This is a genomic window from Buttiauxella sp. (genome assembly GCF_049686335.1).
In the GTDB taxonomy this organism is placed as follows: domain Bacteria; phylum Pseudomonadota; class Gammaproteobacteria; order Enterobacterales; family Enterobacteriaceae; genus Buttiauxella.
Genome location: NZ_JBAVHX010000004.1, coordinates 546,929 through 572,929 on the forward strand (window position 1 = coordinate 546,929; position 26,001 = coordinate 572,929).

Annotated in this window: 27 protein-coding genes; 5 read left to right on the top strand and 22 right to left on the bottom strand. The window is 52.0% G+C overall.

The genetic code is table 11. From position 1 onward, the window contains the following. Nucleotide 1: 1 nt before the first annotated feature. The 5 genes from fabD to yceD are packed head-to-tail and all read right to left on the bottom strand — an operon-like array spanning nt 2 to nt 3,662. Nucleotides 2–931 (bottom strand): ACP S-malonyltransferase, encoded by a 930-nt coding sequence (fabD, locus tag WBL83_RS02965; RefSeq protein ID WP_424587726.1) that lies wholly within the window; start codon nt 929–931, stop codon nt 2–4. Nucleotides 932–948: 17 nt separating this feature from the next. Further along, nucleotides 949–1,902: a beta-ketoacyl-ACP synthase III gene (locus tag WBL83_RS02970; RefSeq protein ID WP_424587727.1), complete on the bottom strand. Its 954-nt coding sequence runs from the start codon at nt 1,900–1,902 to the stop codon at nt 949–951. A gap of 5 nt (nt 1,903–1,907) precedes the next feature. Next, a complete protein-coding gene (plsX, locus tag WBL83_RS02975) occupies nt 1,908–2,942 on the bottom strand; it encodes a phosphate acyltransferase PlsX (RefSeq protein ID WP_424587728.1) in 1,035 nt (344 codons plus the stop codon). An 11-nt stretch (nt 2,943–2,953) separates the two neighbouring features. After that, nucleotides 2,954–3,124, bottom strand: a complete 171-nt coding sequence (gene rpmF / locus WBL83_RS02980; RefSeq protein WP_034494538.1) for a 50S ribosomal protein L32 — start codon at nt 3,122–3,124, stop codon at nt 2,954–2,956. A 16-nt stretch (nt 3,125–3,140) separates the two neighbouring features. After that, nucleotides 3,141–3,662: a 23S rRNA accumulation protein YceD gene (gene yceD / locus WBL83_RS02985; RefSeq protein WP_120063402.1), complete on the bottom strand. Its 522-nt coding sequence runs from the start codon at nt 3,660–3,662 to the stop codon at nt 3,141–3,143. Nucleotides 3,663–3,860: 198 nt separating this feature from the next. Between yceD and WBL83_RS02990 the strand changes: the two genes are divergently transcribed. After that, nucleotides 3,861–4,445 (top strand): Maf family protein, encoded by a 585-nt coding sequence (locus WBL83_RS02990; protein ID WP_424587729.1) that lies wholly within the window; start codon nt 3,861–3,863, stop codon nt 4,443–4,445. A gap of 46 nt (nt 4,446–4,491) precedes the next feature. On the opposite strand, the gene rluC is transcribed toward WBL83_RS02990, so the two are convergent. Beyond that, the gene (gene rluC, locus WBL83_RS02995; RefSeq protein ID WP_424588028.1) at nt 4,492–5,448 is read right to left on the bottom strand and encodes a 23S rRNA pseudouridine(955/2504/2580) synthase RluC; all 957 of its coding nucleotides are present in this window, start codon (nt 5,446–5,448) and stop codon (nt 4,492–4,494) included. Nucleotides 5,449–6,019: 571 nt separating this feature from the next. Here rluC and rne point away from each other — a divergent pair. Next, a complete protein-coding gene (rne, locus tag WBL83_RS03000) occupies nt 6,020–9,418 on the top strand; it encodes a ribonuclease E (RefSeq protein WP_424587730.1) in 3,399 nt (1,132 codons plus the stop codon). 159 nt (nt 9,419–9,577) lie between these two features. On the opposite strand, the gene flgL is transcribed toward rne, so the two are convergent. The 11 genes from flgL to flgB form a co-directional block, all read right to left on the bottom strand. After that, nucleotides 9,578–10,528 (bottom strand): flagellar hook-associated protein FlgL, encoded by a 951-nt coding sequence (flgL, locus tag WBL83_RS03005; protein WP_424587731.1) that lies wholly within the window; start codon nt 10,526–10,528, stop codon nt 9,578–9,580. 16 nt (nt 10,529–10,544) lie between these two features. Then, entirely contained in the window at nt 10,545–12,209 is a 1,665-nt protein-coding gene (flgK, locus tag WBL83_RS03010) for a flagellar hook-associated protein FlgK (protein ID WP_424587732.1), read from the bottom strand. Between the two features lie 130 nt (nt 12,210–12,339). Further along, nucleotides 12,340–13,281 carry a flagellar assembly peptidoglycan hydrolase FlgJ gene (gene flgJ, locus WBL83_RS03015; RefSeq protein WP_424587733.1) on the bottom strand — a complete coding sequence of 314 codons (942 nt, stop codon included), beginning with the start codon at nt 13,279–13,281 and terminating at the stop codon, nt 12,340–12,342. Continuing rightward, nucleotides 13,281–14,375 (bottom strand): flagellar basal body P-ring protein FlgI, encoded by a 1,095-nt coding sequence (locus WBL83_RS03020; RefSeq protein ID WP_424587734.1) that lies wholly within the window; start codon nt 14,373–14,375, stop codon nt 13,281–13,283. The genes flgJ and WBL83_RS03020 overlap by 1 nt, the downstream gene beginning before the upstream one ends. Before the next feature lie 12 nt (nt 14,376–14,387). After that, complete coding sequence (gene flgH / locus WBL83_RS03025) at nt 14,388–15,083, bottom strand: flagellar basal body L-ring protein FlgH (RefSeq protein ID WP_424588029.1); 696 nt, start codon at nt 15,081–15,083, stop codon at nt 14,388–14,390. Nucleotides 15,084–15,148: 65 nt separating this feature from the next. Continuing rightward, entirely contained in the window at nt 15,149–15,931 is a 783-nt protein-coding gene (flgG, locus tag WBL83_RS03030) for a flagellar basal-body rod protein FlgG (protein WP_424587735.1), read from the bottom strand. Between the two features lie 77 nt (nt 15,932–16,008). Next, nucleotides 16,009–16,764 (bottom strand): flagellar basal body rod protein FlgF, encoded by a 756-nt coding sequence (locus WBL83_RS03035; RefSeq protein WP_424587736.1) that lies wholly within the window; start codon nt 16,762–16,764, stop codon nt 16,009–16,011. A gap of 19 nt (nt 16,765–16,783) precedes the next feature. Then, nucleotides 16,784–17,992, bottom strand: a complete 1,209-nt coding sequence (gene flgE, locus WBL83_RS03040; protein WP_424587737.1) for a flagellar hook protein FlgE — start codon at nt 17,990–17,992, stop codon at nt 16,784–16,786. A 27-nt stretch (nt 17,993–18,019) separates the two neighbouring features. Then, nucleotides 18,020–18,697, bottom strand: a complete 678-nt coding sequence (flgD, locus tag WBL83_RS03045) for a flagellar hook assembly protein FlgD (RefSeq protein ID WP_424587738.1) — start codon at nt 18,695–18,697, stop codon at nt 18,020–18,022. An 11-nt stretch (nt 18,698–18,708) separates the two neighbouring features. Then, on the bottom strand, nt 18,709–19,113 hold the full coding sequence (gene flgC, locus WBL83_RS03050; protein ID WP_424587739.1) for a flagellar basal body rod protein FlgC: 405 nt from the start codon (nt 19,111–19,113) through the stop codon (nt 18,709–18,711). Between the two features lie 2 nt (nt 19,114–19,115). Continuing rightward, nucleotides 19,116–19,532, bottom strand: a complete 417-nt coding sequence (gene flgB / locus WBL83_RS03055) for a flagellar basal body rod protein FlgB (protein WP_424587740.1) — start codon at nt 19,530–19,532, stop codon at nt 19,116–19,118. A gap of 152 nt (nt 19,533–19,684) precedes the next feature. On the opposite strand from flgB, the gene flgA reads away from it, so the two are divergent. The 3 genes from flgA (at nt 19,685) to flgN (ending at nt 21,307) form a co-directional block, all read left to right on the top strand. Continuing rightward, nucleotides 19,685–20,344 carry a flagellar basal body P-ring formation chaperone FlgA gene (flgA, locus tag WBL83_RS03060; RefSeq protein ID WP_424587741.1) on the top strand — a complete coding sequence of 220 codons (660 nt, stop codon included), beginning with the start codon at nt 19,685–19,687 and terminating at the stop codon, nt 20,342–20,344. 119 nt (nt 20,345–20,463) lie between these two features. After that, nucleotides 20,464–20,784, top strand: coding sequence for a flagellar biosynthesis anti-sigma factor FlgM (gene flgM, locus WBL83_RS03065; protein ID WP_424587742.1), 321 nt, complete (start codon nt 20,464–20,466; stop codon nt 20,782–20,784). Between the two features lie 100 nt (nt 20,785–20,884). Further along, nucleotides 20,885–21,307 (top strand): flagella biosynthesis chaperone FlgN, encoded by a 423-nt coding sequence (gene flgN, locus WBL83_RS03070; protein ID WP_424587743.1) that lies wholly within the window; start codon nt 20,885–20,887, stop codon nt 21,305–21,307. A 46-nt stretch (nt 21,308–21,353) separates the two neighbouring features. Here the strand turns inward: flgN and WBL83_RS03075 are convergent, their stop codons facing one another. The 5 genes from WBL83_RS03075 to rimJ form a co-directional block, all read right to left on the bottom strand. Continuing rightward, nucleotides 21,354–21,839, bottom strand: a complete 486-nt coding sequence (locus tag WBL83_RS03075; protein WP_424588030.1) for a cold shock domain-containing protein — start codon at nt 21,837–21,839, stop codon at nt 21,354–21,356. A 124-nt stretch (nt 21,840–21,963) separates the two neighbouring features. After that, nucleotides 21,964–23,499, bottom strand: coding sequence for a murein biosynthesis integral membrane protein MurJ (murJ, locus tag WBL83_RS03080; protein WP_424587744.1), 1,536 nt, complete (start codon nt 23,497–23,499; stop codon nt 21,964–21,966). A 203-nt stretch (nt 23,500–23,702) separates the two neighbouring features. Continuing rightward, the gene (locus WBL83_RS03085) at nt 23,703–24,629 is read right to left on the bottom strand and encodes a Gfo/Idh/MocA family protein (RefSeq protein ID WP_424587745.1); all 927 of its coding nucleotides are present in this window, start codon (nt 24,627–24,629) and stop codon (nt 23,703–23,705) included. A gap of 3 nt (nt 24,630–24,632) precedes the next feature. Next, entirely contained in the window at nt 24,633–25,283 is a 651-nt protein-coding gene (locus tag WBL83_RS03090; protein ID WP_424587746.1) for a YceH family protein, read from the bottom strand. Between the two features lie 9 nt (nt 25,284–25,292). Next, nucleotides 25,293–25,877: a ribosomal protein S5-alanine N-acetyltransferase gene (gene rimJ / locus WBL83_RS03095; RefSeq protein WP_424588031.1), complete on the bottom strand. Its 585-nt coding sequence runs from the start codon at nt 25,875–25,877 to the stop codon at nt 25,293–25,295. Nucleotides 25,878–26,001 lie beyond the last annotated feature (124 nt).

A 26,001-nucleotide genomic window follows, 5' to 3' on the forward strand; every position in this document is an offset into this window, starting at 1 on the left:
CTTATTGCTCGAGCGCCGCTGAAAGTGCTACCGGCTCGTTAATGGCCGATGCAGTCAGTGTGTCAACAATACGCTTTGTCAGGCCAGTCAATACTTTACCAGGCCCTACTTCCAGCAACTGGGTCACACCCTGTGCTGCCATAAATTCAACTGATTTAGTCCATTGTACAGGGCTGTATAGCTGGCGTACCAGAGCGCTACGAATGGCCTCTGGTGAAGTCTCACACTTCACATCTACATTGTTCACAACAGGAACAGTGGGTGCGTTGAAGGTGATATTTTCCAGCGCTACGGCAAGTTTATCTGCCGCAGGTTTCATCAGTGCACAGTGTGAAGGCACGCTAACCGGCAATGGCAGAGCACGTTTTGCGCCGGCGGCTTTACAAGCAGCACCTGCACGTTCAACGGCATCTTTATTACCCGCAATGACGACCTGGCCTGGTGAATTATAGTTCACCGGAGAAACCACTTCGCCCTGAGCCGCTTCTTCACAGGCTTTAGCAATCGATGCATCATCAAGACCGATGATGGCATACATTGCGCCAGTGCCCGCAGGAACCGCTTCCTGCATCAATTTGCCGCGTAATTCAACCAGACGCACAGCATCACCAAAATCAATCACACCCGCACACACCAGAGCAGAATATTCACCCAGGCTGTGGCCTGCCATCATGGCAGGAGTTTTGCCGCCTTGTTGCTGCCAGACGCGCCACAATGCAACAGAAGCGGTCAGCAATGCAGGCTGAGTCTGCCAGGTTTTGTTCAGTTCTTCAGCAGGACCTTGTTGGGTCAATGCCCACAAATCATAGCCCAGCGCATCAGAAGCTTCACCGAAGGTTGCTTCTACAATAGGATTCGCTGCAGCGATTTCCGCCAGCATACCTACAGTTTGCGAACCTTGCCCTGGAAAAACAAAAGCAAATTGAGTCATGGTTAAATCCCTAATAATCAAAAACGAACCAGTGCTGAACCCCAGGTAAAGCCGCCGCCGAAGGCTTCCAGCAATACCAGTTGACCACGTTTAATTCGACCATCCCGAACAGCTTCGTCAAACGCTGCCGGTACAGAGGCCGCAGAGGTGTTACCGTGCCTGTCAAGGGTCACAACCACGTTATCCAATGGCATGCCAAGTTTTTTGGCTGTCGCACTGATAATGCGCAAGTTAGCCTGATGCGGTACCAACCAATCCAGATCCGAACGATCCAGATTATTCGCCTCAAGGGTCTCATCAACGATGTGCGCAAGCTCCGTCACCGCGACTTTAAAGACTTCATTACCGGCCATCGACAGGTGAATCGAGTTTTCTGGATTCACGCGATCGACATTCGGTAGCGTTAGCAGTGCGCCATAGCTACCGTCTGCATGCAGGTGAGTGGAAATGATACCCGGCTCTTCAGAAGCACTCAGTACCACTGCCCCTGCACCATCACCAAAAATAATAATTGTGCCACGATCGGTAGGATCGCAAGTACGTGCCAGCACATCAGAACCAATAACCAGCGCATGTTTTACTGCACCGGACTTCACATATTGATCTGCCACGCTCAGTGCGTAGGTAAAACCTGCGCAAGCGGCTGCAACATCAAATGCCGGGCAGCCTTTAATCCCCAACATTGCCTGCACCTGGCAGGCAGCACTTGGGAAAGCATGCGTCGAAGAAGTGGTGGCGACGATTATCAGTCCAATTTCAGACTTATCGATTTCCGCCATTTCAATCGCGCGCGTAGCCGCAGCAAAAGCCATGGTTGCAACGGTCTCATCAGGCCCAGCAATGCGACGTTCACGAATACCTGTACGGGTGACAATCCACTCGTCAGAAGTATCCACCATTTTTTCCAGGTCGGCGTTAGTACGCACGTGTTCGGGCAGATAGCTACCCGTACCAATAATCTTCGTATACATGTACGTCAGTCACTCTTGGGTAATACAGATTCCAGGCGGGCAGCAATCCGCGTAGGGAGTTGCCGCGCCACCGCCTGCACTGCCTGTTCAATCGCGACAACAAACGCTCGCTGATTGGCCGCTCCGTGACTTTTAATCACTGTGCCGCGCAATCCTAACAGACAGGCGCCATTATACTGGTCGGGGTTGAGGTGACTGAATCGCCTTGTCAGGCTTTTTTGTAACCAATGCTTTAATATAATTAGCCACCACGACCTTTTTTTCCCTTCGCCTTGAGATTTCAATAGCGAAAGGAACATTCTGGCAACCCCTTCCATCGTCTTGAGGGTGACGTTACCGACAAAGCCATCACACACCAGCACATCGGTTTTTCCCGTCAACAGCTCGTTTGCTTCAAGATAACCAATATAGTTGATAGAAGGCATTGTTTTTAATAAAGCTGAAGCATCGCGAATACTATCGAGACCTTTCGTCTCCTCTTCGCCAATGTTCAGCAAGGCGACTCGTGGGGAATTGATGCCGAGAACTTCTTCAGCCATCACCGACCCCATTATCGCAAATTGCACCAACATATTGCTGTCACAATCCACATTCGCGCCGAGATCCAGCACGACCGTTTTGCCCTTTTGTTGATGAGGTAAAACCGTCATCAACGCCGGACGCTCAATCCCCTCAATAGGTTTGAGCAATAATTTAGCCAGGCCCATCAGTGCACCGGTGTTACCCGCACTGACACACGCTTGTGCGCGCCCTTCTTTCACGAGTTCAAGCGCCACTCGCATTGAGGATCCGCGACTATTTCGGATCGCATGCGAAGGCCTTGCATCACTGGCAATAACCGACTCCGCAGGCACAATCTGCGCACGTGAGCGTTTTTCAAAATCAGCTTTGGCAAGTAATGGCGTGATGGTGTCGGGGTCGCCGACTAATAGAAGGTTTAGCTCGGAATTAGAGTCCAGTGCCTGCAATGCTGCAGGCACTGTCACGGAAGGACCGAAGTCCCCACCCATGGCATCTAACGCAAGGGTTAGACGTCTCAAGGTATCGCCAATTACTTGGAGATAACCTTGCGACCGCGGTAGAAACCGTCGGCGGTGATGTGGTGACGCAGATGAGTTTCGCCAGAAACTTTGTCCACGGATACTGCTGCTGTGGTCAGCGCGTCATGGGAACGACGCATGCCACGTTTGGAACGGGTTGGTTTATTCTGTTGTACGGCCATGGACCTTACTCCTCAATTACTTACGCTTTAAACTGGCTAATACGGCAAATGGGTTTGGTTTCTCCGCCTCGGAAGGCAGTTTGCCAAAGACCATGTCCGCCTCGGACACTTCACAGTGTTCAGATTCATGCACCGGAACCACTGGCAAGGAGAGGATAATTTCATCTTCAACCAACGCCAGAAGATCGATTTCACCAAATTCGTTAACCTGAACTGGTTCATATCCTTCCGGGAGTGCTTCAACCTGCTCGTCTTTGACGATCGGGCTAAAACAATACTGTGTGTAGACCTGATGGGCAAATGGCTTTCCGCAACGCTGACATTCAAGCGTCAGCGACACCTTCGCATCACCGGTAAGAACCGCAAGGCGTTGGTTGTCGATGGCAAATGACATATCGCATTCCACATCACTGTCTACACTGACTACAAACTCAGCGACACGCTCTACCTGAATAGGGGTGTAAACACCCTGGTAATCAAGGCGTTTTTGAGCCGTGCGAACCGGGTCGAGAGTCAGGGGTAATTTTACTTTTTGCATAGGGCGCGCATATTAACTTTGTAACGTCATAGAGTCAAAGAAAAAGGCCTGGAAACAGCGCCTTTTCTACCCGGATACTTTTCTGATTCCAGCATACCTGCAACCTGAAAGATAAAGGGTAAGCCATTTATTCGCACACATTGCGGTTGCACAGTTTAAAATGCCTTTACCTGAATCGCTATCATTAATGAAAAAAATATGACGCAAATTGTTCTGGCTTCAACCTCCCCTTACCGTCGAGAGCTGCTTGAAAAGCTCGGCATGCCTTTTACTGCCGCGGCTCCTCAGGTTGATGAAACGCCTACGCCTGGGGAAAATGCCCGCCACTTAGTGACACGTCTTGCACAAGCCAAAGCGCAAGCATTGAGCAGGGAATATCCGACTCATTTAATTATTGGTTCAGACCAGGTGTGTGTATTAGATGGAAAAATCGTCGGAAAGCCCCACACAGAAGAAAAGGCAGTGGAACAATTGCTGATAGCCCGCAACAGTATTGTGACTTTTTATACTGGACTGGCACTTTATAATTCGGCTTCAGGCAATTTACAGGTAATTTGCGAACCGTTTGATGTCCATTTTCGTCATCTGACTGAGCAAGAAATCCGCAACTACGTGCGAAAAGAGCAGCCTTTACAATGTGCCGGAAGTTTTAAGAGTGAAGGTTTGGGGATCACGTTATTCGACAGGCTGTCCGGAAAGGACCCAAATACCCTGGTGGGGCTGCCGTTAATTAGCTTATGCGAGATGCTTAACAACGAGGGCTGTAACCCGCTGATGATGTAACTGACGTAGGGTGGAAGAACGCAATGACGTCATCCACCCTCAATCGTTAGCGAGCGTTGTTGCGTAACACCACAAGACAGCGCTTTAATTGTTCGTCAAGCGGCGCTTCAACACGCATAATTTCACCGGTATTAGGATGGGTGAAGCGTAGGGCTGCGGCATGCAAGAACAAGCGATTCAGGCCAGTGCCCGCGAGTTGCTTATCGAATTCGCGGTCGCCATAGCGATCATCGAACGCAATAGGATGCCCGGCATGCAGCGTATGCACACGAATCTGGTGGGTTCGACCGGTTATCGGGCTACAACGCACTAAAGTGGCGAAAGCGTAACGTTCTTCTACTTTAAAGCGCGTTTCAGACGGTTTGCCTTCGCTGTTGACTCGTACGATGCGCTCACCGCTTTGCAAAATATTTTTAAGCAACGGTGCCTGCACGGCTTTGACATGCGACTGCCACTGGCCACGGACCAGCGCCAGATAATCTTTCTGCATGCCCTTTTCACGCAGCTGCTCATGCAGAGAACGTAAAGCGGAGCGCTTTTTAGCCACCAGTAAGATGCCGGATGTATCACGGTCAAGACGATGCACCAGTTCCAGGAAGCGTGCTTCCGGACGCAAGGCACGTAAACCTTCAATCACGCCAAAACTTAAGCCACTACCACCGTGAACCGCTGTCCCTGATGGCTTATTCAGCACCAGGATGTGGTCATCTTCATAAAGAATCGCATCAGTCAGCGCCGCCACTTTTTGCAGATGCGGGGAAACTGCTTCTTCTTCGCGTTCAGCAACGCGAACCGGTGGAATACGAATTTCATCGCCATCCTGGATTTTGTATTCAGGCTTGATGCGTTTTTTATTCACACGCACTTCGCCTTTACGCAAAATGCGATAAATCATACTTTTTGGCACGCCTTTTAAGCGGGAGAGCAAAAAGTTGTCGATACGCTGACCAGCCTCATCAGAGGAAATGGCAACGATTTGTACAGATGGAGTCGTAGTTTTCATGGTCGGCGATTCTAAATAGCGTGCGCGCATAGCGCCACTCATTTTTATGTGCTTAACTGAGAATCTGCCTGGTTTAGAACAGTCTGGCGCCCCTTTTTCTGCTTTCTGCGACACACAGCGAAAAAGTGAGTTAAAAAACTGTAAGAAACGAGGCATCAAAGGCAAAAGTCATCTTGCTATAATAAGGTTAGCAATGGAATAATGTTGCGGTTTTCCGTGTTGATACTTGTTAGAACAAGGAATTTTGCGGAATTACCAGTTTTGCCTGAACGTCCATCCACGCAGCAATGGCGTAAGACGTATTGTGCTTTCAGGCAGTTAGCGGGCTGCGGGTTGCAGCCTGACCGGTAAAATGGAATCAACTCTTAAGAAACATTCTAAGGTTATTCCCACGATAATTGCGCTGTATTTCCGTATGAAATACAGGCTACCGACACTTTGCGCCTCTCAGCAAGCGACAACCGTGAGGTTGGCGACTGTGCGATCAGTCACGAGGCCATCGGTTCACTCCCGGTCAGCGTCACTATGCCCGTAGCTTTGTCACTAATGTAAGAATAATGAGTAAGTTACGATGAAAAGAATGCTAATTAACGCGACTCAGCAAGAAGAGTTGCGTGTCGCCCTTGTAGATGGGCAACGTCTGTACGACCTGGATATTGAAAGCCCAGGCCACGAACAGAAAAAAGCCAACATCTATAAAGGCAAAATCACCCGTATTGAACCAAGTCTGGAAGCGGCATTTGTAGATTACGGCGCGGAACGTCATGGTTTCCTTCCTCTTAAAGAAATTGCCCGCGAATATTTCCCGTCTAATTATTCATCACATGGTCGTCCGAACATCAAAGATGTTCTGCGTGAAGGCCAGGAAGTGATTGTCCAGATTGATAAAGAAGAACGTGGTAATAAAGGCGCAGCCTTGACCACCTTTATTAGTCTGGCAGGCAGTTATTTAGTACTGATGCCGAACAACCCACGAGCGGGCGGTATTTCCCGCCGCATCGAAGGTGACGACCGTACTGAACTGAAAGAAGCCCTTTCTTCTCTGGAACTGCCTGATGGCATGGGTCTGATTGTGCGTACTGCCGGCGTGGGTAAATCCGCTGAAGCACTGCAATGGGATTTAAGCTTCCGTCTGAAGCACTGGGAAGCTATCCAAAAAGCGGCAGAAAATCGCCCAGCTCCATTCCTTATCCATCAGGAAAGTAACGTTATCGTTCGTGCTTTCCGTGATTACCTGCGTCAGGACATCGGTGAGATTCTTATCGATAACCCGAAAGTGCTCGAACTGGCTCGCCAGCATATCGGTGCTCTGGGTCGCCCTGATTTCAGCAGCAAAATTAAGCTCTACACCGGTGAAATCCCGTTGTTCAGCCACTATCAAATTGAGTCGCAGATTGAATCCGCTTTCCAGCGTGAAGTCCGTCTGCCATCCGGTGGTTCGATTGTTATCGACTCCACCGAAGCGTTGACCGCAATCGACATCAACTCCGCGCGCGCAACTCGCGGTGGCGATATCGAAGAAACGGCGTTTAATACCAACTTAGAAGCAGCTGATGAAATCGCGCGCCAACTGCGTTTGCGTGACCTCGGCGGCCTGATCGTTATCGACTTCATCGACATGACCCCTGTTCGCCATCAGCGTGCAGTTGAAAACCGTCTGCGTGAAGCCGTGCGTCAGGACAGGGCTCGCATCCAGATTAGCCATATCTCTCGCTTTGGCCTGCTGGAAATGTCTCGTCAGCGTCTCTCCCCTTCTCTGGGCGAGTCCAGCCACCACGTTTGTCCGCGTTGTAGCGGTACAGGTACCGTGCGTGACAACGAGTCTCTGTCACTGTCGATTCTGCGTCTGATTGAAGAAGAAGCGCTGAAAGAGAACACCCAAGAAGTTCACGCGATTGTTCCGGTGCCAATTGCTTCTTACCTGCTGAACGAAAAACGTGATGCGGTCAGTGCGATTGAAACCCGTCAGGGCGGCGTGAAAGCCATCATCGTTCCTAACGATCAGATGGAAACGCCACACTACTCGGTACTGCGCGTACGTAAAGGCGAAGAAACTAAAACTCTGAGCTACATGCTGCCTAAGCTGCATGAAGAAGAGATGGCAATGCCATCAGAAGAAGAGTACGCCGAGCGTAAACGTCCAGAGCAACCAGCACTGGCAACCTTCGTGATGCCTGACGTGCCACCAGCACCGCCAGAATCAGCACCTGTAGCAGCACCTGCTCCAGCCGCTAAACCTGCAGTTGCGACCGCAGCAGCGCCTGCACAACCAGGTTTACTGAGCCGCATCTTCGGCGCGCTGAAAAACCTGTTTGCCGGTGAAAGCACTACGGAAAGCAAAGAAGTTCCAGAAGCGAAACCTGCTGAGACTGAAAGCCAACGTCAGGGTCAGGATCGCCGTAACAACCGTCGTCAGAATAACCGCCGTGACCGTAACGACCGTGGTGATCGCAATAACCGCGATCGCGATAATCGTGGTGAACGCGATACCCGCAGCGAGAATCGTGATAACCGTGAGCCGCGCGAAAACCGCGATCGCGACGAGAACCGCCGTAATCGCCGTCAGGGTCAGCAGCCAAATACTGAAGTGCGTGAAACTCGCCCGAACGTCGCTGAGGAAATTGAAAAACCAAAAGCACGTGATGAGCAGCAACCACGCCGCGAACGCAACCGTCGTCGTAGCGATGACAAGCGCCAGGCACAGCAAGAAGTAAAAGTTCTGCAACGTGATGACGTAGTAGAAGTTGAAGCTGAGCAGGAAGAACGCGTTCAGGTAATGCCGCGTCGTAAGCAACGTCAGTTGAGCCAGAAAATTCGTTTCGAATCTGCACCAGATTCCAACGTTGAAACTGTAGCCACTCCAGACGTCGCCGAAGTAAGCGCAGCACCGGCTGCACGTACCGATCTGGCAACTATCCCGCTGCCTGCTGTTATCGAGAAACCGGCTGTTGAGCAAGATGACAACAACGATTCCCGTAACGATTCCAACGGTATGCCGCGTCGTTCTCGCCGTTCCCCACGTCACCTGCGCGTGAGCGGTCAACGTCGTCGTCGCTATCGTGATGAGCGTTACCCAACGCAGTCACCAATGCCACTGTTCGTTGCGTGTGCTTCTCCTGAGCTGGCCTCTGGTAAAGCGTGGATTAGCTATCCTGTTGCCCGTAATCAGGAAGAGGCTCTGTACGAAACGCACGCTGAGCAAGCTCCTTTTGCAATCGTAACTGAACAACCGTCTGTGCAAGCGAACGACGAACAGCCAGTAGTTCAGGCAGTTGCCGCGCAAGCTGCCGTTGAGACCGTAAATGTCGAAACTGCGCACGTTGAAACAACGCACCCGGAAGTGATTGCAACGCCAGTTAACGAGCAACCCCATCTGATTGCTGCGGTTGACGACGTGGTTGCTGAACAAGTCATCGATGAAGTTAAACCTGCGCAAGACGAAGTTGCCGTTGCAACTCATCAGCAGCAGGCTGCCGAACTTGCTCAGGAAGCGCCTGTCGTTGTAGAAGCTAATGTTGTAGAAGCTGTAGTAGCTAATGTTGCACCAGCTAATAATGCACAATCTGCACCAGCCGTTCCGGTTGAAGAAGTGAAGCCGGTAGAAGTGGTTGCACAGCAAGCTGCTGTTGAAGAGACCAAAGTTGAAGAAACTCCAGTAGAGACAGCAGTAGCTGAAGAGACTGTAGCTGAAGAGACTAAGGTTGAAGATACTAAGGCTGAAGAGACTGCGGTTGCAGCAATGCCAGAAGTGAAAGCGGTACAGCCAGAAGTTGCGGTTGTTGCTCATGTCACTAAGCATGCTACTGCTCCAATGACACGTGCTCCAGCACCTGAGTACACTCCAGAAGCACCACGTCAGAGCGATTGGGTTCGCCCAGGCTATGAGTTCAGTGGTCGCGGTTCTGCGGGTGGAAACAGCGCAACTCACCAGGCAACAGCACCTGCTACACGCCCGCAAAGCGCTGAGTAATCGCTAAGCGTTGCGAAAAAGCCGATCCGGAAACGGGTCGGCTTTTTTATTGCCTGCGATCCCTGCTGAATCCAGAGTAAAAAAAAGCCCACTTCGGGGTGCTGAAGTGGGCATATAAAGCGCACCCAGTTTCATGGCACGCCCAAAAAGGTAAAACTGTTATTTATTTAACTGGAACAGTGACATCCCTTGCATATCGCTGAAGGCTTTATAAGACGCCTGCAGCGCCGCCTGTTGCATCACGTAGGAAGAGATTGCTGAGTTCCAGTCAACATCCACCAGGTCACTCATTTGCTGCGACTGACCCAATGCACGGTCACTGCCTAACTCGTCAAGCTTATCCAGCTCACTAAGCTGTGTGCCTAACTCCGCACGCACGGTCAGCACGTTGTTGAGTGAGTTTTTCAGGCCACGGTTGGTTTTATCAATCGCCCCTTTTTCAACGTCAGTCAAATCTGCAGCAGGCTTTTTCAGCGCACTAATAGCGGAATCGAGCATATTAAATACGTTGGTCTCGGAGTCTGCGCCATCAGGCTCAGGTACGGCATTACTGGTGATAGAATTGAAAACCTGCGTACCGGTATGCCCAATGGTCATTGATCTAGCCGCATCCACCTGTTGAGTCACTTCCTGATCACCACCTTGATAAGCGATGCTGTTTGCCCCACCGGTAAATGGAGCAGACTCGGTTTTATATCCAGCAAAAATATAGCGCCCGTTACCGTCAGTACTGTTGGCAAGGTTCAGAATTTGGTTGCGGATGCCTTCCAGGTCGGTTGCCAGTGATGCGCGGTCGTCATCGCTCAACGTACCGTTACCGGCGTAAACGATTTTCTCCTGCGCAGACTGAATAGAGGTGGTTACCTGCCCCAGCACGTTTTCTTCCAGAGACATTTTTTGCGTCGCAAAAGTACGAGCCAGCGCGTACTGACTGTTCTGTGCCTGAGCCTGAGACAGCACCACCGCTTGCGATGCGGCAATTGGGTCATCAGAAGGCTTAGTCACACGCTTTCCGGTCGACATCTGCTCGCCGTAACGCAGCCACTCACTTTGTGAGTTGGTTACGCCACGCATATTCTGCTGGTACATCATTGCGGTACTGATGCGCATGCGCCAGATTCCTTAATTAACGGATGGACAGTAACGCATCAAACAGAGTTGATGCCGTCTGAAGAACCTGAGCATTCGCCAGGTAATACTGTTGGAAACGCTGCAAGTTACCGTACTCTTCGTCAAGGTTGACGCCAGAGATTGACTGCTGTTGGTTACTCAATTGCGTGACCACATTATCTTGTGTCGTGCTGGTGACTTTCAGCGTGCTGGTTTTATTCCCCACATCACTGACGAGGCTTGCATACGCGTCGTTAAACGATTTGTTGCCGCCGACGACTTTGCTGTTTTGCAGATCCAACAGTGCCTGAGCGTTACGGTTATCGCTTTCACCCTCACCTTTGGCGCCTGCTAATGCCAGCTTGCTTTCGTCGCTGATAGCTACGTTCATATTCACCACGGCGTTAGAGACCGGTTTGATGGTGAAGGAGTCATTTTTCAGAGGTTGAGATGCCCCTTTCACGGCAACGCTCAGACCATCAAAATCCAGCCCGGTCACATTGCCGTTAGCGTCAGCAGTGGTTTTGGCAGTGATTTTCGCGTTATCCGATAAACGCGTTACCTGCCAGTCCTTGCCATCAAAGACCACGTTATAATCGCTTGCCTGGATCTTAGCGCTATCGGAGACAGTTGCGGTCAGTTCTGTTTTGGTCGGGTTCTTAGCGTTACTGACTACCGACGGGCTGCCGATGTTAAAGAACTTTTCACCCTGGTCGCCGTTAGCATCAAAACCCTGGCTGTGCTGTTTGTTAATCGCATCAGCGAATGTCAGGGCCAGTTGGCCCAGGCGATTACGCGCACTGTCCAAATCCTGAGAACGGAAAGTCAACATCCCACCCAGCGTACCGCTGTTGAGTTGGTTTTCCGGGATTTCAGTGGTGCCTGAGACAGGATCAACATACGCAACCGTGGTGCGCGAAGGGTCAGCGCTTGATGACACAGCGGCCAGTTTGTTGGCTTTGTCACCCTGAACCAGGTTTAAACCGTTGGCGATAGAGACGTTATATGTACCGCCGTCCTGAACACTCACTTCGACGCCAACGATCTGGTTGAGCTGGCTCACCAACTGGTCGCGTTGATCAAGCAGGTCGTTTGGTGCCGCACCCGCACCGACACCCGTCAGACGTGAAATCTGGTTATTGAGATTGGCAATCTGGCTTGCGTAGTTATTGATTTGTTCCACGCTGCTCTGGATTGCGGTATTCACCTGCTTATCCTGATCGCGTAGATACTGATCGGTCACCTTAAACTGATTGACCAGACCGCTGGCATTACCCAGTAATGCCTGGCGCGCCGCCGGATCTTCAGAGTTACTGACCAGCGTTTGCAGACCGGTGAAGAAGCTTTGCATCGTCGTGGCGAGGGTATTGGTGGTGCCGGACAGCATGTTGTCAATCTTTGACATCTGCTGATACTGGGTACTCAGGCCACTGCTTTGCGTTTGTGCCGCACGCAGTTGGTTAGTGATGAACGCATCATATTCACGTTGCACACCGCTGACTTGCACGCCGTTCCCAATCCAGCCCCCGGCACCCAGCGTACTTTGCGACTGAGATAACACGGTAGTCTGGCGGGTATAGCCTGTGACGTTATAGTTAGAAATGTTGTTACTGACAGTATTCAGTGCCGCCTGGGCAGCACCCAGGCCACTCATGGCACTGTTAATCAGGCTACTGGACATGAATTTTCCTTAGCGCGTTAATCATGATTCCTGTCAGTAAGTATCGGCAGCTCCCGGCAGGACTTGAGGGACACGCTCTAAATAAATCGAGTTGCAGCCAACGCAACTGCAGCTCGAATTATGACGAGCGTCAGAACAAATTTGATAAGTCGTTGCTATACGCTTTAGCCACTTTCTCACCCATCGCTTTCATCTGTTGAATCATGCCGGTCAGTTTGCGGGCATAGTTAGGATCGGTGGCGTAACCTGCATTTTGTAAGGCTTGTGCGCCCTGCTCTGCGGTATTGGCATTGGTGACTGCGGCGTAACGCGGGTTGCGCGTCAGCAAGCCGACATAATCAGAAAGAGCTTCAAGATAAGAGCTGTAAACACGGAATTTGGCTTTCACCTTTTTCGCTTCACCGTTCTCATATTCCGTGGTGGTGATCTCCGTGACCGGCCCTTTCCAGTTGCTGCTGGCTTTGACACCAAACAGGTTAAAGCTCGGCTCACCTTTTTCGGTCAGGATCTGCCGCTGGCCCCAGCCTGATTCCAGCGCCGCTTGCGCAAGAATCAAATGATGCGGAATGCCACTTTGCTCACTGGCGAGTCGGGCCGGAAGCGAAAGCTGCGCCAGGAAGTCTTTGCTATCTCCAGTCAGCGGCTCTTCGTTAGAAGGCGCTTTCGGGATAGCCTGGCGCACCATTTGCGTTAACGTCTGGTTCTGGAAACTGGTCACAGTTTGCATATCAAACTTCATCGGCACTTTGCCTGCATCTTCCGATGGGTCGGCATTGCCGCCCATTTGCTCGACCATCATATCGGCCAGCCCAAGTCCCTTAGAACTGAGCTGTTGCGCGATTTGCTGGTCGTAGATGCTGGTGTACATACGCGTCTGTTCGCTACTAAACAAACCGTCTTTTGGCAGCGCTTCTCGCATGCTTTTAAGCATCATCTGCACGAACATCCCTTCCACCTGGCGGGCAACCGATTTCATGTTGCCCTTAGGATCTTGCCCGGTTTTCGCTTTTAGCTCGTTAAGAGAGTTAGCATCCCACGCAGCATTAGCCAGTGACTGGGTATCGTTAAGCATCAGATGATTTCCACTTTGGCACGCAAACATCCTGCCGTTTGCATCGATTGCAAAATCGACATCAGCTCAATTGGCGATGCACCCAAAGTATTCAGCGCACGAACCACATTATTGAGATTGGCGCTGGCGTTGACGCGTTGCAATGCTCCGCCATTTTGACGCATATCGATTTGCGTTTGCGGGGTCACCACGGTCTGGCCGCCACCAAATGGAGTATCGGGCTGGCTCACCTGCGCCTGACGATTGACCGTGACGGATAAGTTACCTTGCGCTACCGCACAGGTATTCAGCGTCACTTCCTGGTTCATCACCACCGAACCGGTGCGCGAGTTGATAATCACTTTCGCGTCCTGCGCGGGTAAATTCACTTCCAGGTTCTGGATATCGGCTAGCAAACGGACTTGCGAGCTGTTGCCGCTCGGGACGCGGATCTGAATGGTACGGGCATCTATTGCCGAGGCGCTGCCAAAACCACGCGAACGGTTGATGGTGTCGGTGATTTGCTGAGCCAGCGTGAAGTCATCCTGGTTCAGTTGCAGGCTGAGGATATTACCCGAGCCAAAAGTCCCCGGCAGTTCGCGTTCAATCACCGCACCGTTGGTGATACGCCCGCCATTGAGTTGGTTGACCTGAACGCTGCTGCCACCTGCAGAAGCCCCCGCACCGCCGACCAGAATATTGCCTTGTGCCAGCGCGTAAACCTGGTTGTCGACCCCTTTCATCGGGGTCATCAGCAATGTGCCGCCACGTAAGCTTTTGGCATTACCCATAGAGGAAACGACCACATCGATGTTCTGCCCTGAACGCGCAAATGCCGGGTACTTCGCCGTCACCATAACGGCGGCCACGTTTTTAAGCTGCATATTGGTGCCAGCTGGCACCGTTATCCCCAACTGCGAAAGCATGTTGTTCAGCGTTTGAGTGGTGAACGGCGTTTGCGTCGTCTGGTCACCCGTACCATCAAGGCCGACTACCAGGCCATAACCAATCAGGGAGTTTTCACGCACGCCCTGAACCGTGGTCAGGTCGCGAATACGCTCGGCCTGAGCCAGTGTCGCCACCAGCATCAGCAATGCGAATAAATATTTGGTCATCTGTTTCCTCGCTTACAACGGCGATAAATTAAGGAAGAAGCGTTGCAACCAGCCCATGTTCTGCGCTTCGTTGATATACCCGTTGCCGACATATTCGATGCGCGCATCCGCCACTTGTGTGGACGGCACGGTGTTGGAGCCACTGATGGTGCGAGGATTCACCACACCGGAGAAACGAATAAATTCGGTCCCCTGATTAATGGCTATCTGTTTTTCACCCACGACGTGCAGGTTGCCGTTTGCCAGCACCTGATCGACCGTCACGGTTAAGGTGCCGCTAAAGGTGTTACTGGCATTAGCCCCACCTTTACCGTTGAAACTGTTCCCGCCTTCCACATCGACATCCGCCCGGTTATTACCGAACAGCCCTTCGAGATAGCGCGGCGTGACGTTAAATCCAAAGTTTGTTTTGCCATCACGGCTGGCATTCGCCGACGAACTCTTACTGGCGCTGACATTTTCCTGGAGCACAATGGTCAAGGTGTCGCCGACATTACGTGGGCGGCGGTCTTCGAACAGCGGTTGATACCCATAGTTCACCGGTTGCGCCGTCTGGAAAATAGAACCATTAACTACCGGTGCAGGGCCAGGGACTGGCTGGGCCGTTGTCGCCCCTTCCACCAGCGGTTTGGTTGGTATCAGTGCACAGCCACTTGTGGCAAGCACCAGAAACATCACGATAGGACGAAGAACCATTGGGTTTTGCATTGCTTTCATCTTCAGGTCATTCAGATAACGACAGCCGGTGCGAAAAACTCGCACCGGCAAACGCCTTACAGCTGCGTCAGCTTTTGCAGCATCTGATCAGTAGTAGAAACGGCTTTACTGTTGATTTCGTAAGCGCGCTGAACCTGGATCATATTCACCAGCTCTTCAGCAACGTTGACGTTAGAGGTTTCAACATACCCCTGATACAGCAGACCCGCGCCGTTAAGCCCCGGGGTGCTTTCGTTTGGCGTACCGGAAGACTGGGTTTCGGCATACAAGTTTTCACCCAGGCTTTCCAGACCCGTCTCGTTCATGAAGGTGGTCAAATTCAGCTGCCCCACCTGCACCGGCTGCGCCTGACCCTGTTGAGTCACGCTCACGATGCCATCACGACCCACCGTAATGGTCAGGGCATTTGCCGGGATGGTGATGGCAGGTTGGACCTGGAAACCGCCCGCGGTGACTAGCTGGCCGTTCTGATCTACCTGGAATGAGCCATCGCGGGTGTACGCGCTGGTGCCATCCGGCAGTTGCACCTGGAAGAAGCCCTGGCCTTTAATCGCCACATCTTTGCTGTTGTTGGTCTGAGACAGGTTGCCCTGACTGTGCAGGCGCTCGGTTGCTACCGGACGCACGCCGGTACCAATCTGCAAACCTGATGGCAGTGTGGTCTGTTCAGAAGATTGCGCACCAGGCTGACGAATGGTCTGGTACAGCAAGTCTTCAAACACCGCGCGCTGACGCTTAAAACCATTAGTGGAGACGTTTGCCAGGTTGTTGGCAATCACATCCATGTTGGTTTGTTGGGCATCAAGCCCGGTTTTAGCGATCCATAAAGAACTGATCATTTTTAATTCCTGTTAGATCTGTATTTCGTTTGTCGGATGACGCTTCGCTTATCCGACCTACAAAAACCCGCGGATTATCAACTCATCGCCAACAACTGATTGGCACGCTGCTCGTTTTCATCAACGCTTGAAATTATTTTCATCTGCATTTCAAAACGGCGGGCGTTAGCAATCATGTCGGCCATGGCTTCGACCGGTTTAACGTTGCTGCCTTCCAGCACGCCGGGCATCAATGTGATGCTGGCATCGGCCTGTAACGTTGCGCCTCGTGTCGCCATCGCCGTTTCACTCGGACGGAAAAAGCCGTCGTCGCCGCGCACCACTTCCTGGCCGGTGGCTTTCACCAGTTTCAAACGGCCAATCGGTGCGACGGTATTCGGCTGGTCGCCCGCGTTGAGTGCAGAGATGGTGCCATCTGCCGCGATAGTTATTTGCGCGCCCTGAGGCACGGCAATCGGGCCACCTTCGCCCATCACCGGTTGCCCGCCGATGGTCAGTTGCCCGGCAGGACTCACCTGCATATTGCCGTTGCGGGTATAAGCTTCAGTACCATCAGCACTTTGTACCGCCAGCCAGCCATTTTGTTGCAATGCAACATCCAGTGGGCGTTGGGTGTAATCAAGCTGTCCCTGGGACATATCCACGCCCGGCGTTGAAGCCGTGACCAGAGTACGCGTCGGCAAAGAGAGCCCTTCCACCGGTACCGAACGTAAAGCGGTCAGCTGGGCGCGGAAGCCCGGTGTTGATGCATTTGCCAGGTTGCTGGCCGTCACCGCTTGTTGATTTAGCGTCTGACTGGCCGCACCCATGGCGGTATAAATTGCGTGATCCATTAAGCTATCCCGTCAGTGCTTAGCGCAGGTTAACCAGGGTATTGAGGATCTGATCCTGGGTTTTGATGGTCTGCGCGTTCGACTGGTAGTTACGCTGCGCGACAATCATGTTGACCAGTTCTTTACTCAGATCGACGTTCGAAGACTCCAGCGCACCGTTAGTCAGGCTACCGAAGTTACCTGTACCCGCAGTGCCCAGCAGAGCAACGCCGGAGGCATTAGATGCCGACCACACGTTATTACCCTCAGAGGACAAACCTTCTGGGTTAGCAAAGTTAGACAGAACGATCTGGCCTAACAGCTGGGTTTGCTCGTTGGAATAGTTACCCACCAGCGTGCCATCTTCGTTGATCTGGTAGCTCACCAGATCGCCCGGCTTATAGCCATTCTGATTGGCAGCAACGATGTTGTTTGAGCCGGTGTTCTGCTGCATGGAGTTCAGGAAGCTCAGGCTGAAGGTTGCCGGAGTTGCACCATTAATCGCCCCGGTTGTCAGGGTGTTGGTTGTGCCAGCGGTCAAAATACCGTTGCTGTTAAACTCCATAGAGGTGGCCTGAACCGCGGTGCTGTTCGCCACGCTGCTGTCCTGGGTGTAAACATCCCACTTGTTCTGCGTCGTAGATTTAACGAAGAAGACGTTCATATCGTGGGCGTTACCCTGGCTGTCAAAGACAGTGATAGAACCTTTTTTGTTGTAGGTATCTGAATCAGAAGCGTTGAATGGGGTTTTTGCCGGGGTTTTATCGGTGGAGTTCAGGTTAATCTGCATTGATGCAGTGGTGGTGGTTTTCGCCGCCATCAGGGTGTTAGGAACAGAAAGCCCAACCGGGTTTGCCCCTTCCTGAATGGTTGGCGGCGTGCCCGTTGCCGGATAACCGGTTAACTGCATACCCTGCATGCTCACCAGATTACGGTTTTCATCTAATTTGAACTGACCGTTACGGCTGTAATAGATTGAACCATTGGTATCCACCAGACGGAAGAAACCGTTCTGGCTGATTGCCACATCCAGACCACGTCCGGTGTTGGTGGTGGTGCCGTCGTTAAAGTCCTGAGTGATACCCGCGACTTTTACGCCCAGACCCACTTTAGAACCCGCGAACATATCAGCGAAAGAAACGCTACCGGATTTAAAGCCGTAGGTGGCGGAGTTGGCAATGTTGTTACCAATCACGTCCAGGTTGGTGGCCGCAGCATTCAGGCCGCTGACCGCTTGAGAAAAGGCCATGTCTTACTCCTGCAAAGGGTTGAAGGCTTAAATAATCTGCCTGATGTCGTCGAGTGTGGAGGTGCCGTAAGTACCAAGGTCGAGCAAGGTCTTGCCATTACTGAGCGTCACACCGTTGACCAACGCGAAATTAAGCGGTTGAGCAACCAGTTGTGTTCCGCCATTGCTGGCATTAATAGCAACGTTGTAGGCACCGTCCGGTGCGGTTGTGCCGTCCGTCATGCTGCCATCCCAGGTAAAGGTATGGACGCCTGCGGTCAGCGCACCAATATCGAGCGTGCGAACCACTTTCCCGCTGCTGTCGGTAATAGTTGCCGTGACTTTATCGGCCGCCTGTTGTAGCTCGACACCGAAAGGCGTTGTGGCTTCACTGCCCGACAGAACTTTGGTCCCAGGGATCATCACACCATGGCCAATCAAGGCACTCGCCTGCACAGACTGGTTATTGGTCAACTGCCCCGACACTGAGCCGAGCGTGGTATTGAGTTTCTCAATACCGCTGACGGTGCTGATTTGTGCCAACTGGGTGGTCAGCTCATTGTTTTGCAGGGGATTGGTTGGATCCTGGTTTTTGAGCTGCGCAACCAGCAGAGTCAAAAAGCTACTTTGCAGGTCAGCCGAGCTGTTACCTGTCACACTATTGCTGCCCGATAATGCATTAACACCACTGGTCGTGGTGTCATTCATATTAACGGCGATGCCCATCAGTCACTCCTTTACTGACCCAGAGTCAGGGTTTTCAACATCATGCTTTTCACGGTGTTGAGTACTTCTACGTTGGCCTGGTAGCTGCGTGATGCCGACATGCTGTTGACCATTTCGCCCACTACATCCACATTCGGCATACGGACATAACCTTTGGCATCTGCCAGCGGATTCCCCGGCTGGAATACCAGTTTGTCTGGCGCCTGGCTCTCTTCAACGCCCATCACTTTTACGCCACCGGTTTCAGCGCCTGGAGCGGCATCAACCTGGAAAATAACCTGCTTAGCGCGATAAGGCTGGCCATCCGGCCCGGTGGCACTATCGGCGTTAGCCAGGTTACTCGCCGCCACGTTCATACGCTTGGACTGCGCCGTCATCGCCGAGCCAGCGATATCAAAAATGTTCAGTAAAGCCATTGTTAGCCACCCTGTTGCAGCACCGACATCATGCCCTTGATCTGGCCGCCAAGAACCGTCAGGTCGGACTGGTATTTCAGGCTGTTATCGGCAAATTGTGTACGTTCACGGTCCATATCGACGGTATTACCATCCATCGACGGCTGGTCAGGAACGCGGTAGAGAAGATCAAGCGAAGGTGCTGTGTGTGTTGCCGCCGGGATATGGCGCGCGGACGTGAGCGCAAGCGCAACGCCGCTGCCTTCGGCGCGACCCCGATCCATCACTTTTTTCATTTCACTGGCAAAATCGATATCGCGAGCCTGATAGCCCGGGGTATCCGCATTGGCGATGTTTGCTGCCAGAATTTCCTGACGCTGGGCGCGCAAATTTATCGCTTCTTGCTGAAATCGCAGCGCGGCATCCAGTTTGTCGAGCATGTACCCTCCGCATAATTAGGATTTGTCCGACAGCTTAAAGCTCCTTACGCGTGCGTTATCGTTGGAATAGGCGCAAAATGCGTCGCTATTTGTCGCCTTGATCATTTCGGTGTGCAGTTAAAATCACTGCCACCTGAACAAGGAGAACCCTCATGACTGGTCTGAAAACCTGGAGCGCCGTTGCCCTTTTGTTGGCTTGCCCGCAGGCAAAGGCCAGTATTCTGGACGCGCCTTTAAGCCAGTTTTTCCAGCAGCGTCTGGCGGGCATGAGTGATGATGTGACGGTGTTGGTGAAAACACCTGATGCGCAATTACCGGGCTGCCCACTTCCTGAGTTTTCTATGCCGGGCAACAGCCGCCTGTGGGGAATTGTCAGCGTGATGGCGCAATGCGGTAACGACAAGCGCTACCTTCAGGTGGAAGTCCAGGCGATAGGGAATTACGTCGTGGCGGCACAGGCTTTACCGCGAGGTAGCGTGATTAATGAAAGCCAGTTGCAGCTTAAACGCGGGCGACTGGATCAACTCCCGCCCCGTGCGATGCTGGATATCAACCAGGCAAACAGTGCTGTGACGCTGCGGGACATCGCGCCGGATCAGCCGATTTTGCTGTCGATGGTGCGCCAGTCATGGCGAGTCAAAGCCGGGCAGCAGGTTCAGGTCGTGGCTGCCGGTGAAGGATTTAGTGTGAATAGTGAAGGTAAGGCTCTGAACAATGCAGCCGTTTCGCAGAATGCACGAGTACGCATGAGTTCGGGTCAAATTGTGAGCGGCGTAGTCGACGCTGATGGGAATATTCTGATTAACTTATAATATTCAACTTGCGATTAAGAAGGCTATAAAGGTTCTGCGGCGACTGCCGATAGTGTGTTAACAGATGATAGATATTGGCAGGCTCTCGTGCAGTGGGCCACCTCGATGAGGAAAATATAATGAGTATTGATCGCACATCTCCGTTGAAACCGGTAAGCACCGTACAACCGCGTGAAACATCCGAAGCTCCGGTTCAAAAGAGCCGTCTGGAAAAGAGTACTAGCCCAAACAGTACCAATGTGACACTCAGCGATGCGCAGGCGAAGTTAGTTCAGCCGGGCAGCGGTGATATCAATATGGAACGCGTTGAAGCACTCAAAACTGCTATCCGCAATGGTGAGCTAAAAATGGATACCGGCAAAATAGCCGATGCGTTAATCCAGGAAGCGACGAGTGACGCCCAAAATTATTCAAGTGGCGGGAAGGCGACCAGACCGTAAGTCTCCAGGAGCATAGATAACGATGTGACTGGAGCGCACGGGTGCAGTCAACGCATCCGCAACTTGAAGAATGACGGGCATATATTGAGTAAATAATGGCATGAATCGTCTGTTAGAAGTGATGGATCAAATGACTGCGGTACTCAACTCTCTTAAAGAGGTGATGGATGCCGAACAGCAACAATTATCCGCAGGCCATGTGAATGGCAGTGCATTGCAACGTATAACTGAAGATAAAAGCTCGTTGTTAGCGACGCTTGATTATCTTGAACAGCAGCGTCGTGCCGCACAGAATGCACATAACACAAGCAGCACGGATATCAGCCAGCGTTGGCAGACGATTACGCAAACAACGCAGCACTTACGTGATATTAACCAGCACAACGGTTGGTTATTAGAAGATCAGTTGGCGCGCAACGAAGAGGCGCTGGCGATACTCAAGCCGCATCAGGAACCGAATCTCTACGGTGCCGACGGGCAAGCGACGACGGTCAGTCGTGGCGGAAAGAAAATTACAATTTAAGCCAGAAAGAATAAGGGCGGTTTCAAAGTACCGCCCTGGTAATGCGTTAAAGACCCTTCAGAATCTTCATTGTCGCTTCGACATCAATTTCATCTTCCGAAAAAATCAACGTTGAGCCCTGGAAAGTTGTCACCGCCAGTTTCTTCAGCGTGCGCATTTCACCCGGTTTCGGGTCAGCCTTAGGGCGAATGCTATTCATCAGTGCCCCAACAGACAGCACCGCATGCTCTTTATCAATCCTGGTTTCGGCTGGCACTTCTTCGCTATAAACCAGGAAAGATTTAATCGCCGTGATTTTGATACGTTCGCCAGCGATATAGATGTACTTGCTGTCCGGCTCCACTTTCACCGCGAAAGCAGACAACCCTTTATTGTTGGTGGTTGGCTCGAAAGTCACTGAGGCATCTTTCTTAATCAGCTCAGGGTTGGCGACCTTAATCACATGAAAATAACGATTGTCACCGTTTTCATCTTTGATAAAACCGAAACCTTTATCTTCAAACCAGGTTGTGATTACTCCGTGCATCGCTATTACCGCCTAATTAATCGTTCAATATGTCAAATTTTGCAGCGCGCAGTTTAATCCAGAATGCCCGTGCCGACCATGTCTTTGACCCTGGTCGACACGATAATTTGCCATCACACTCGCCATCACCCTACATGGTGCGGCGGGCAAAATCCTTCACGCGGAAACCCAGCACCATCAGTGTTGCGAAATAAGCGGCTATGCCGGCCACCACCACCGCCATCAAACGCAGTAAGCGATAAGCCATCGAGCCCAAATCCCAGGCTGGCATGACGTACATCATGCCGAGCAGTACGGCTGCCATCACAATTACGCCCGCAAACAAGCGCCACAGGAATGCCGCCCAGCCCGGTTGTGGCTGGAAAATTTTGCGTTTACGTAGTTGCCAGTATAGCAGGCTGGCATTCAGGCAAGCCCCCAGACCAATGGACAACGACAGCCCTGCGTGCTTAAGCGGGCCGATAAACGCCAGGTTCATCACCTGGGTCATAATCAGCGTGACGATGGCGATTTTGACCGGCGTTTTGATGTCCTGGCGCGAATAGAAACCAGGAGCTAATACTTTCACAACAATCAGCCCCATCAAACCAACGGAATACGCCACCAGCGCACGTTGCGTCATGAGTGCATCAAAGGCGGTGAATTTACCGTACTGGAAAAGAGAAACCGTCAGCGGTTTGGCGAGGATCCCCAACGCCACAGCGCTCGGCAAAGCCAACAAGAAACATAAACGCAAACCCCAGTCCATCAGGCGCGAGTATTCATCGTGGTTGCCACTGGCAAAGCTTTTCGCCAGCGAAGGTAACAGAATCGTGCCCAGTGCAACGCCTAACACGCCGGATGGGAATTCCATCAAACGGTCAGCGTAATACATCCAGGAAACTGAGCCGGAAGCGAGGAATGAGGCAAAAATGGTATTGATGATTAATGAAATCTGGCTGACGGATACGCCGAGAATGGCCGGCCCCATCTGCTTGATGACCCGCATCGCCCCTGCATCTTTCAGGTTTACGCGCGGCAGAACCAGCATGCCTATCTTTTTAAGATGCGGTAACTGATACGCCAGTTGCAGCACGCCACCCACCGTCACCGCCCAGGCCAGCGCCAGAATCGGTGGGTTAAAGTACGGTGCGGCAAACAGCGCGAAACCGATCATGCTCAAGTTCAGGAATGTCGGCGCAAAAGCCGGGACCGAGAAACGGTTCCAGGTGTTAAGGATGGCTCCGCATAACGACGCCAGCGAGATCAGGAAAATATACGGGAAGGTTATCCGCAGTAAGCTGGAGGTCAGGTTGAATTTGTCGACGGTGTCGGCAAAACCCGGAGCTGTCACCAGAATCACCCACGGGGCCGCAATCATCCCGATGACGGTAACCACCGCCAGTGCGAGCGTCAGTAAGCCTGAGACATAAGAGACAAAGACGCGCGTGGCATCTTCGCCCTGCTTGCTTTTGTATTCAGCCAGAATAGGCACAAACGCTTGCGAGAAAGCCCCTTCGGCGAAAATACGGCGCAATAAGTTCGGTAATTTAAAGGCGACAAAAAAGGCATCCGTCGCCATCCCCGCACCAAAAACCCTTGCCACAATGGCGTCACGTGCAAATCCGAGCACGCGAGAAAACATCGTCATCGAGCTGACTGCTGCCAGCGATTTTAATAGATTCATTTATTATGTGGTTCCACAAACATCAACGCCTGCAAGGCAGGCGTTGGGGATAACAGCAATTACGTCGAATAAATGTCGGATGACGCTTCGCTTATCCGACCTACGAAAGCCGTTGTAGGGTGGATTAGCGACACGTCATCCACCAATCATCTATGCCAGGTGCGGCGCTTAGTCTACTGATTCAGTGCTGAAATACTACTTTGTTATTCACTCATGGCATCGCGCCACAGTTTTTCAACGATGCGTTGCGCCATCAGCGCTTGCTCGCCCGAGGTTTCAGGAACCGTCTGATTTGCGACGCTTTCAAGGAAATGACGCGCACAACCAGCGAAACCACGCTGTTCGAGTGTGGTTTGCCAGCCAGGAATCGGGCGATTCACTACCCCGCTCCCACACTCTTCGCGCCACTCACGCATATCCGTCACATCGAATAACCCACCGTCGGTAACGGCTTGTACCCATTCACGCTGGCTTCCGGCACGGCGATGCATACTGGTGGTGATTTGCAGGTTACCGCTGACGAAATGATGTTCAGCAAACAGCATATGCCCTTGTTCATTGGTCAGTAACGTGCCGCTTTGCAATTGCGCCTCTGAACCACCCAACCACAGCGCGGTATCGACAACATGCAGATAATCGTCAAGCAACGTGAAGCGCAGGTCGTTTGGCCCGACGCTGTCAGCACGGTGTTTGTCCATGCGCAGCGATGCGCCGCCCTCGACCATTTTCGTCTTCAAATCACGATATAATGGGGAAAAACGGCGATTAAAGCCCACCATCAAGGTGCGTTTTTTCTGCTGTGCCAGTTCCACTAAACGCTCGGCATCAGCAAGGTTTTCTGCCAGCGGTTTATCAACACACACATTGACGCCAGCCTGTAACAGTTCACTGACAACCGCATAGTGGCTGCTGGTGGCGCTGTGAACAAAGACCGCATCGCACTGGGCGGCAAGCTCGGCAATAGAGGAAACGTAAGGGATACGATAGGCATCACAAACCATTTGTGCTTTGGCACGCGTTGGGGAGAAAGCCCCCTGAAGAGTCCAGTCGTTGGAGGTGGCTAACACCGGCAACCACGCTTTTTGGGCAATTCCGCCCAACCCCACCACGCCGACGCGAAGTTTAGTCATTGATTAATCCCCAAGATGTGCCAGCAGTGAGTCGAGACGTTGTTTAAGCTCGGCAACTTCATTTTCAAGCTGTTCTACGCGCGCGGTTAAATCTTCAGAAGGTACTGCTGTACTGTCGGAGGCGATGACTTGTGATGCATCCAGTTCTCCGCTAAACAGGTGCATATAGCGGCTTTCACGCTTGCCCGGCTCACGCGGCAAACGCACCACAAATGGGCCATCTTCACGGTTGGCCAGATTTTCGAGCGTCGCTTCGACCTGTGCCATATCGCTGAATTCGAACATCCGTCCGGCGCGAGAGCGCAATTCGCCTGGCGTCTGCGGGCCACGTAATAACAGGTTTGTCACCACCGCGACTTCAGCGGCTGTCAGCTTCAGGTCGCCAAATTCAGAATTGCAGAAGCGCTGCTCATATTTGGTCACGCGATTACCAAACCCGCTGACAGTGCGCAAAAAGTGGCGTTTGACCAGCGTATCCAGCGTTTCTTGCACATCATGCTCTTTCAGATCCATAACCGGTTCGCGGTTGGTTTTCTGATTACAGGCCGTCACGACGCCGTTGACCGACATCGGATATTGTTCAGGAGTGGTCACCTGTTTTTCCATCAGGCTACCCACTACTCGCGCTTCAACCGCAGTTAACTGATATTTCATTTCTCGTCCTTAACGGCCAGATGTCCAGTCTTTAGTGGTGAGCGCAGTTAAAACATGATCGCGCCATACACCATCAATCAGTAAATACTCTTTGGCATAACCTTCTTTTTCAAAACCGAGTCGTGCCAGTAAATCACCGCTGCGCTGGTTATGCGGCATATAGTTCGCCATGATGCGATGGATATGCTGGCTGCGCTGCATGTAACGAATCGCGGTGGTCAGCGCTTCAAACATTAAGCCCTGCCCCTGCCATTTTTCACCCAGGGAGTACCCGAGATAACAGGCATGGAATGAGCCGCGTACCACATTGGAGAAATTGGCGACGCCGCGGATCTCTTTTTCTTCAGGGTCGAGCAACGCAAAGTAATAAGCGCTGCCCTGTTTGTGCATTTCGCTTATCATGCCCAGCCGCGCTTGCCAGCCCGAAGGATAGCAATGGCTGTCATCACGAATCGGCTCCCAGGGTTTCAGGAACTGGCGGTTCTCGGCGTAATAATCTGCCAGACGCCAGGCATCGCGCTCATACACCAGACGCACCACCAGGCGGTCAGTTGATAAGCGTACTTTCGGCACGTTACTGCGGTAGCCAAACATGTTCACCCCTATTCCTCACATCCCATATTTTCTTCGGCAACGTAATTACTATACCTGCGGCCGGCTGCGGAAGGAAAACAACAACATGCAGATTTTTCATCTGCTCAATCTTCTTCGATTAAAG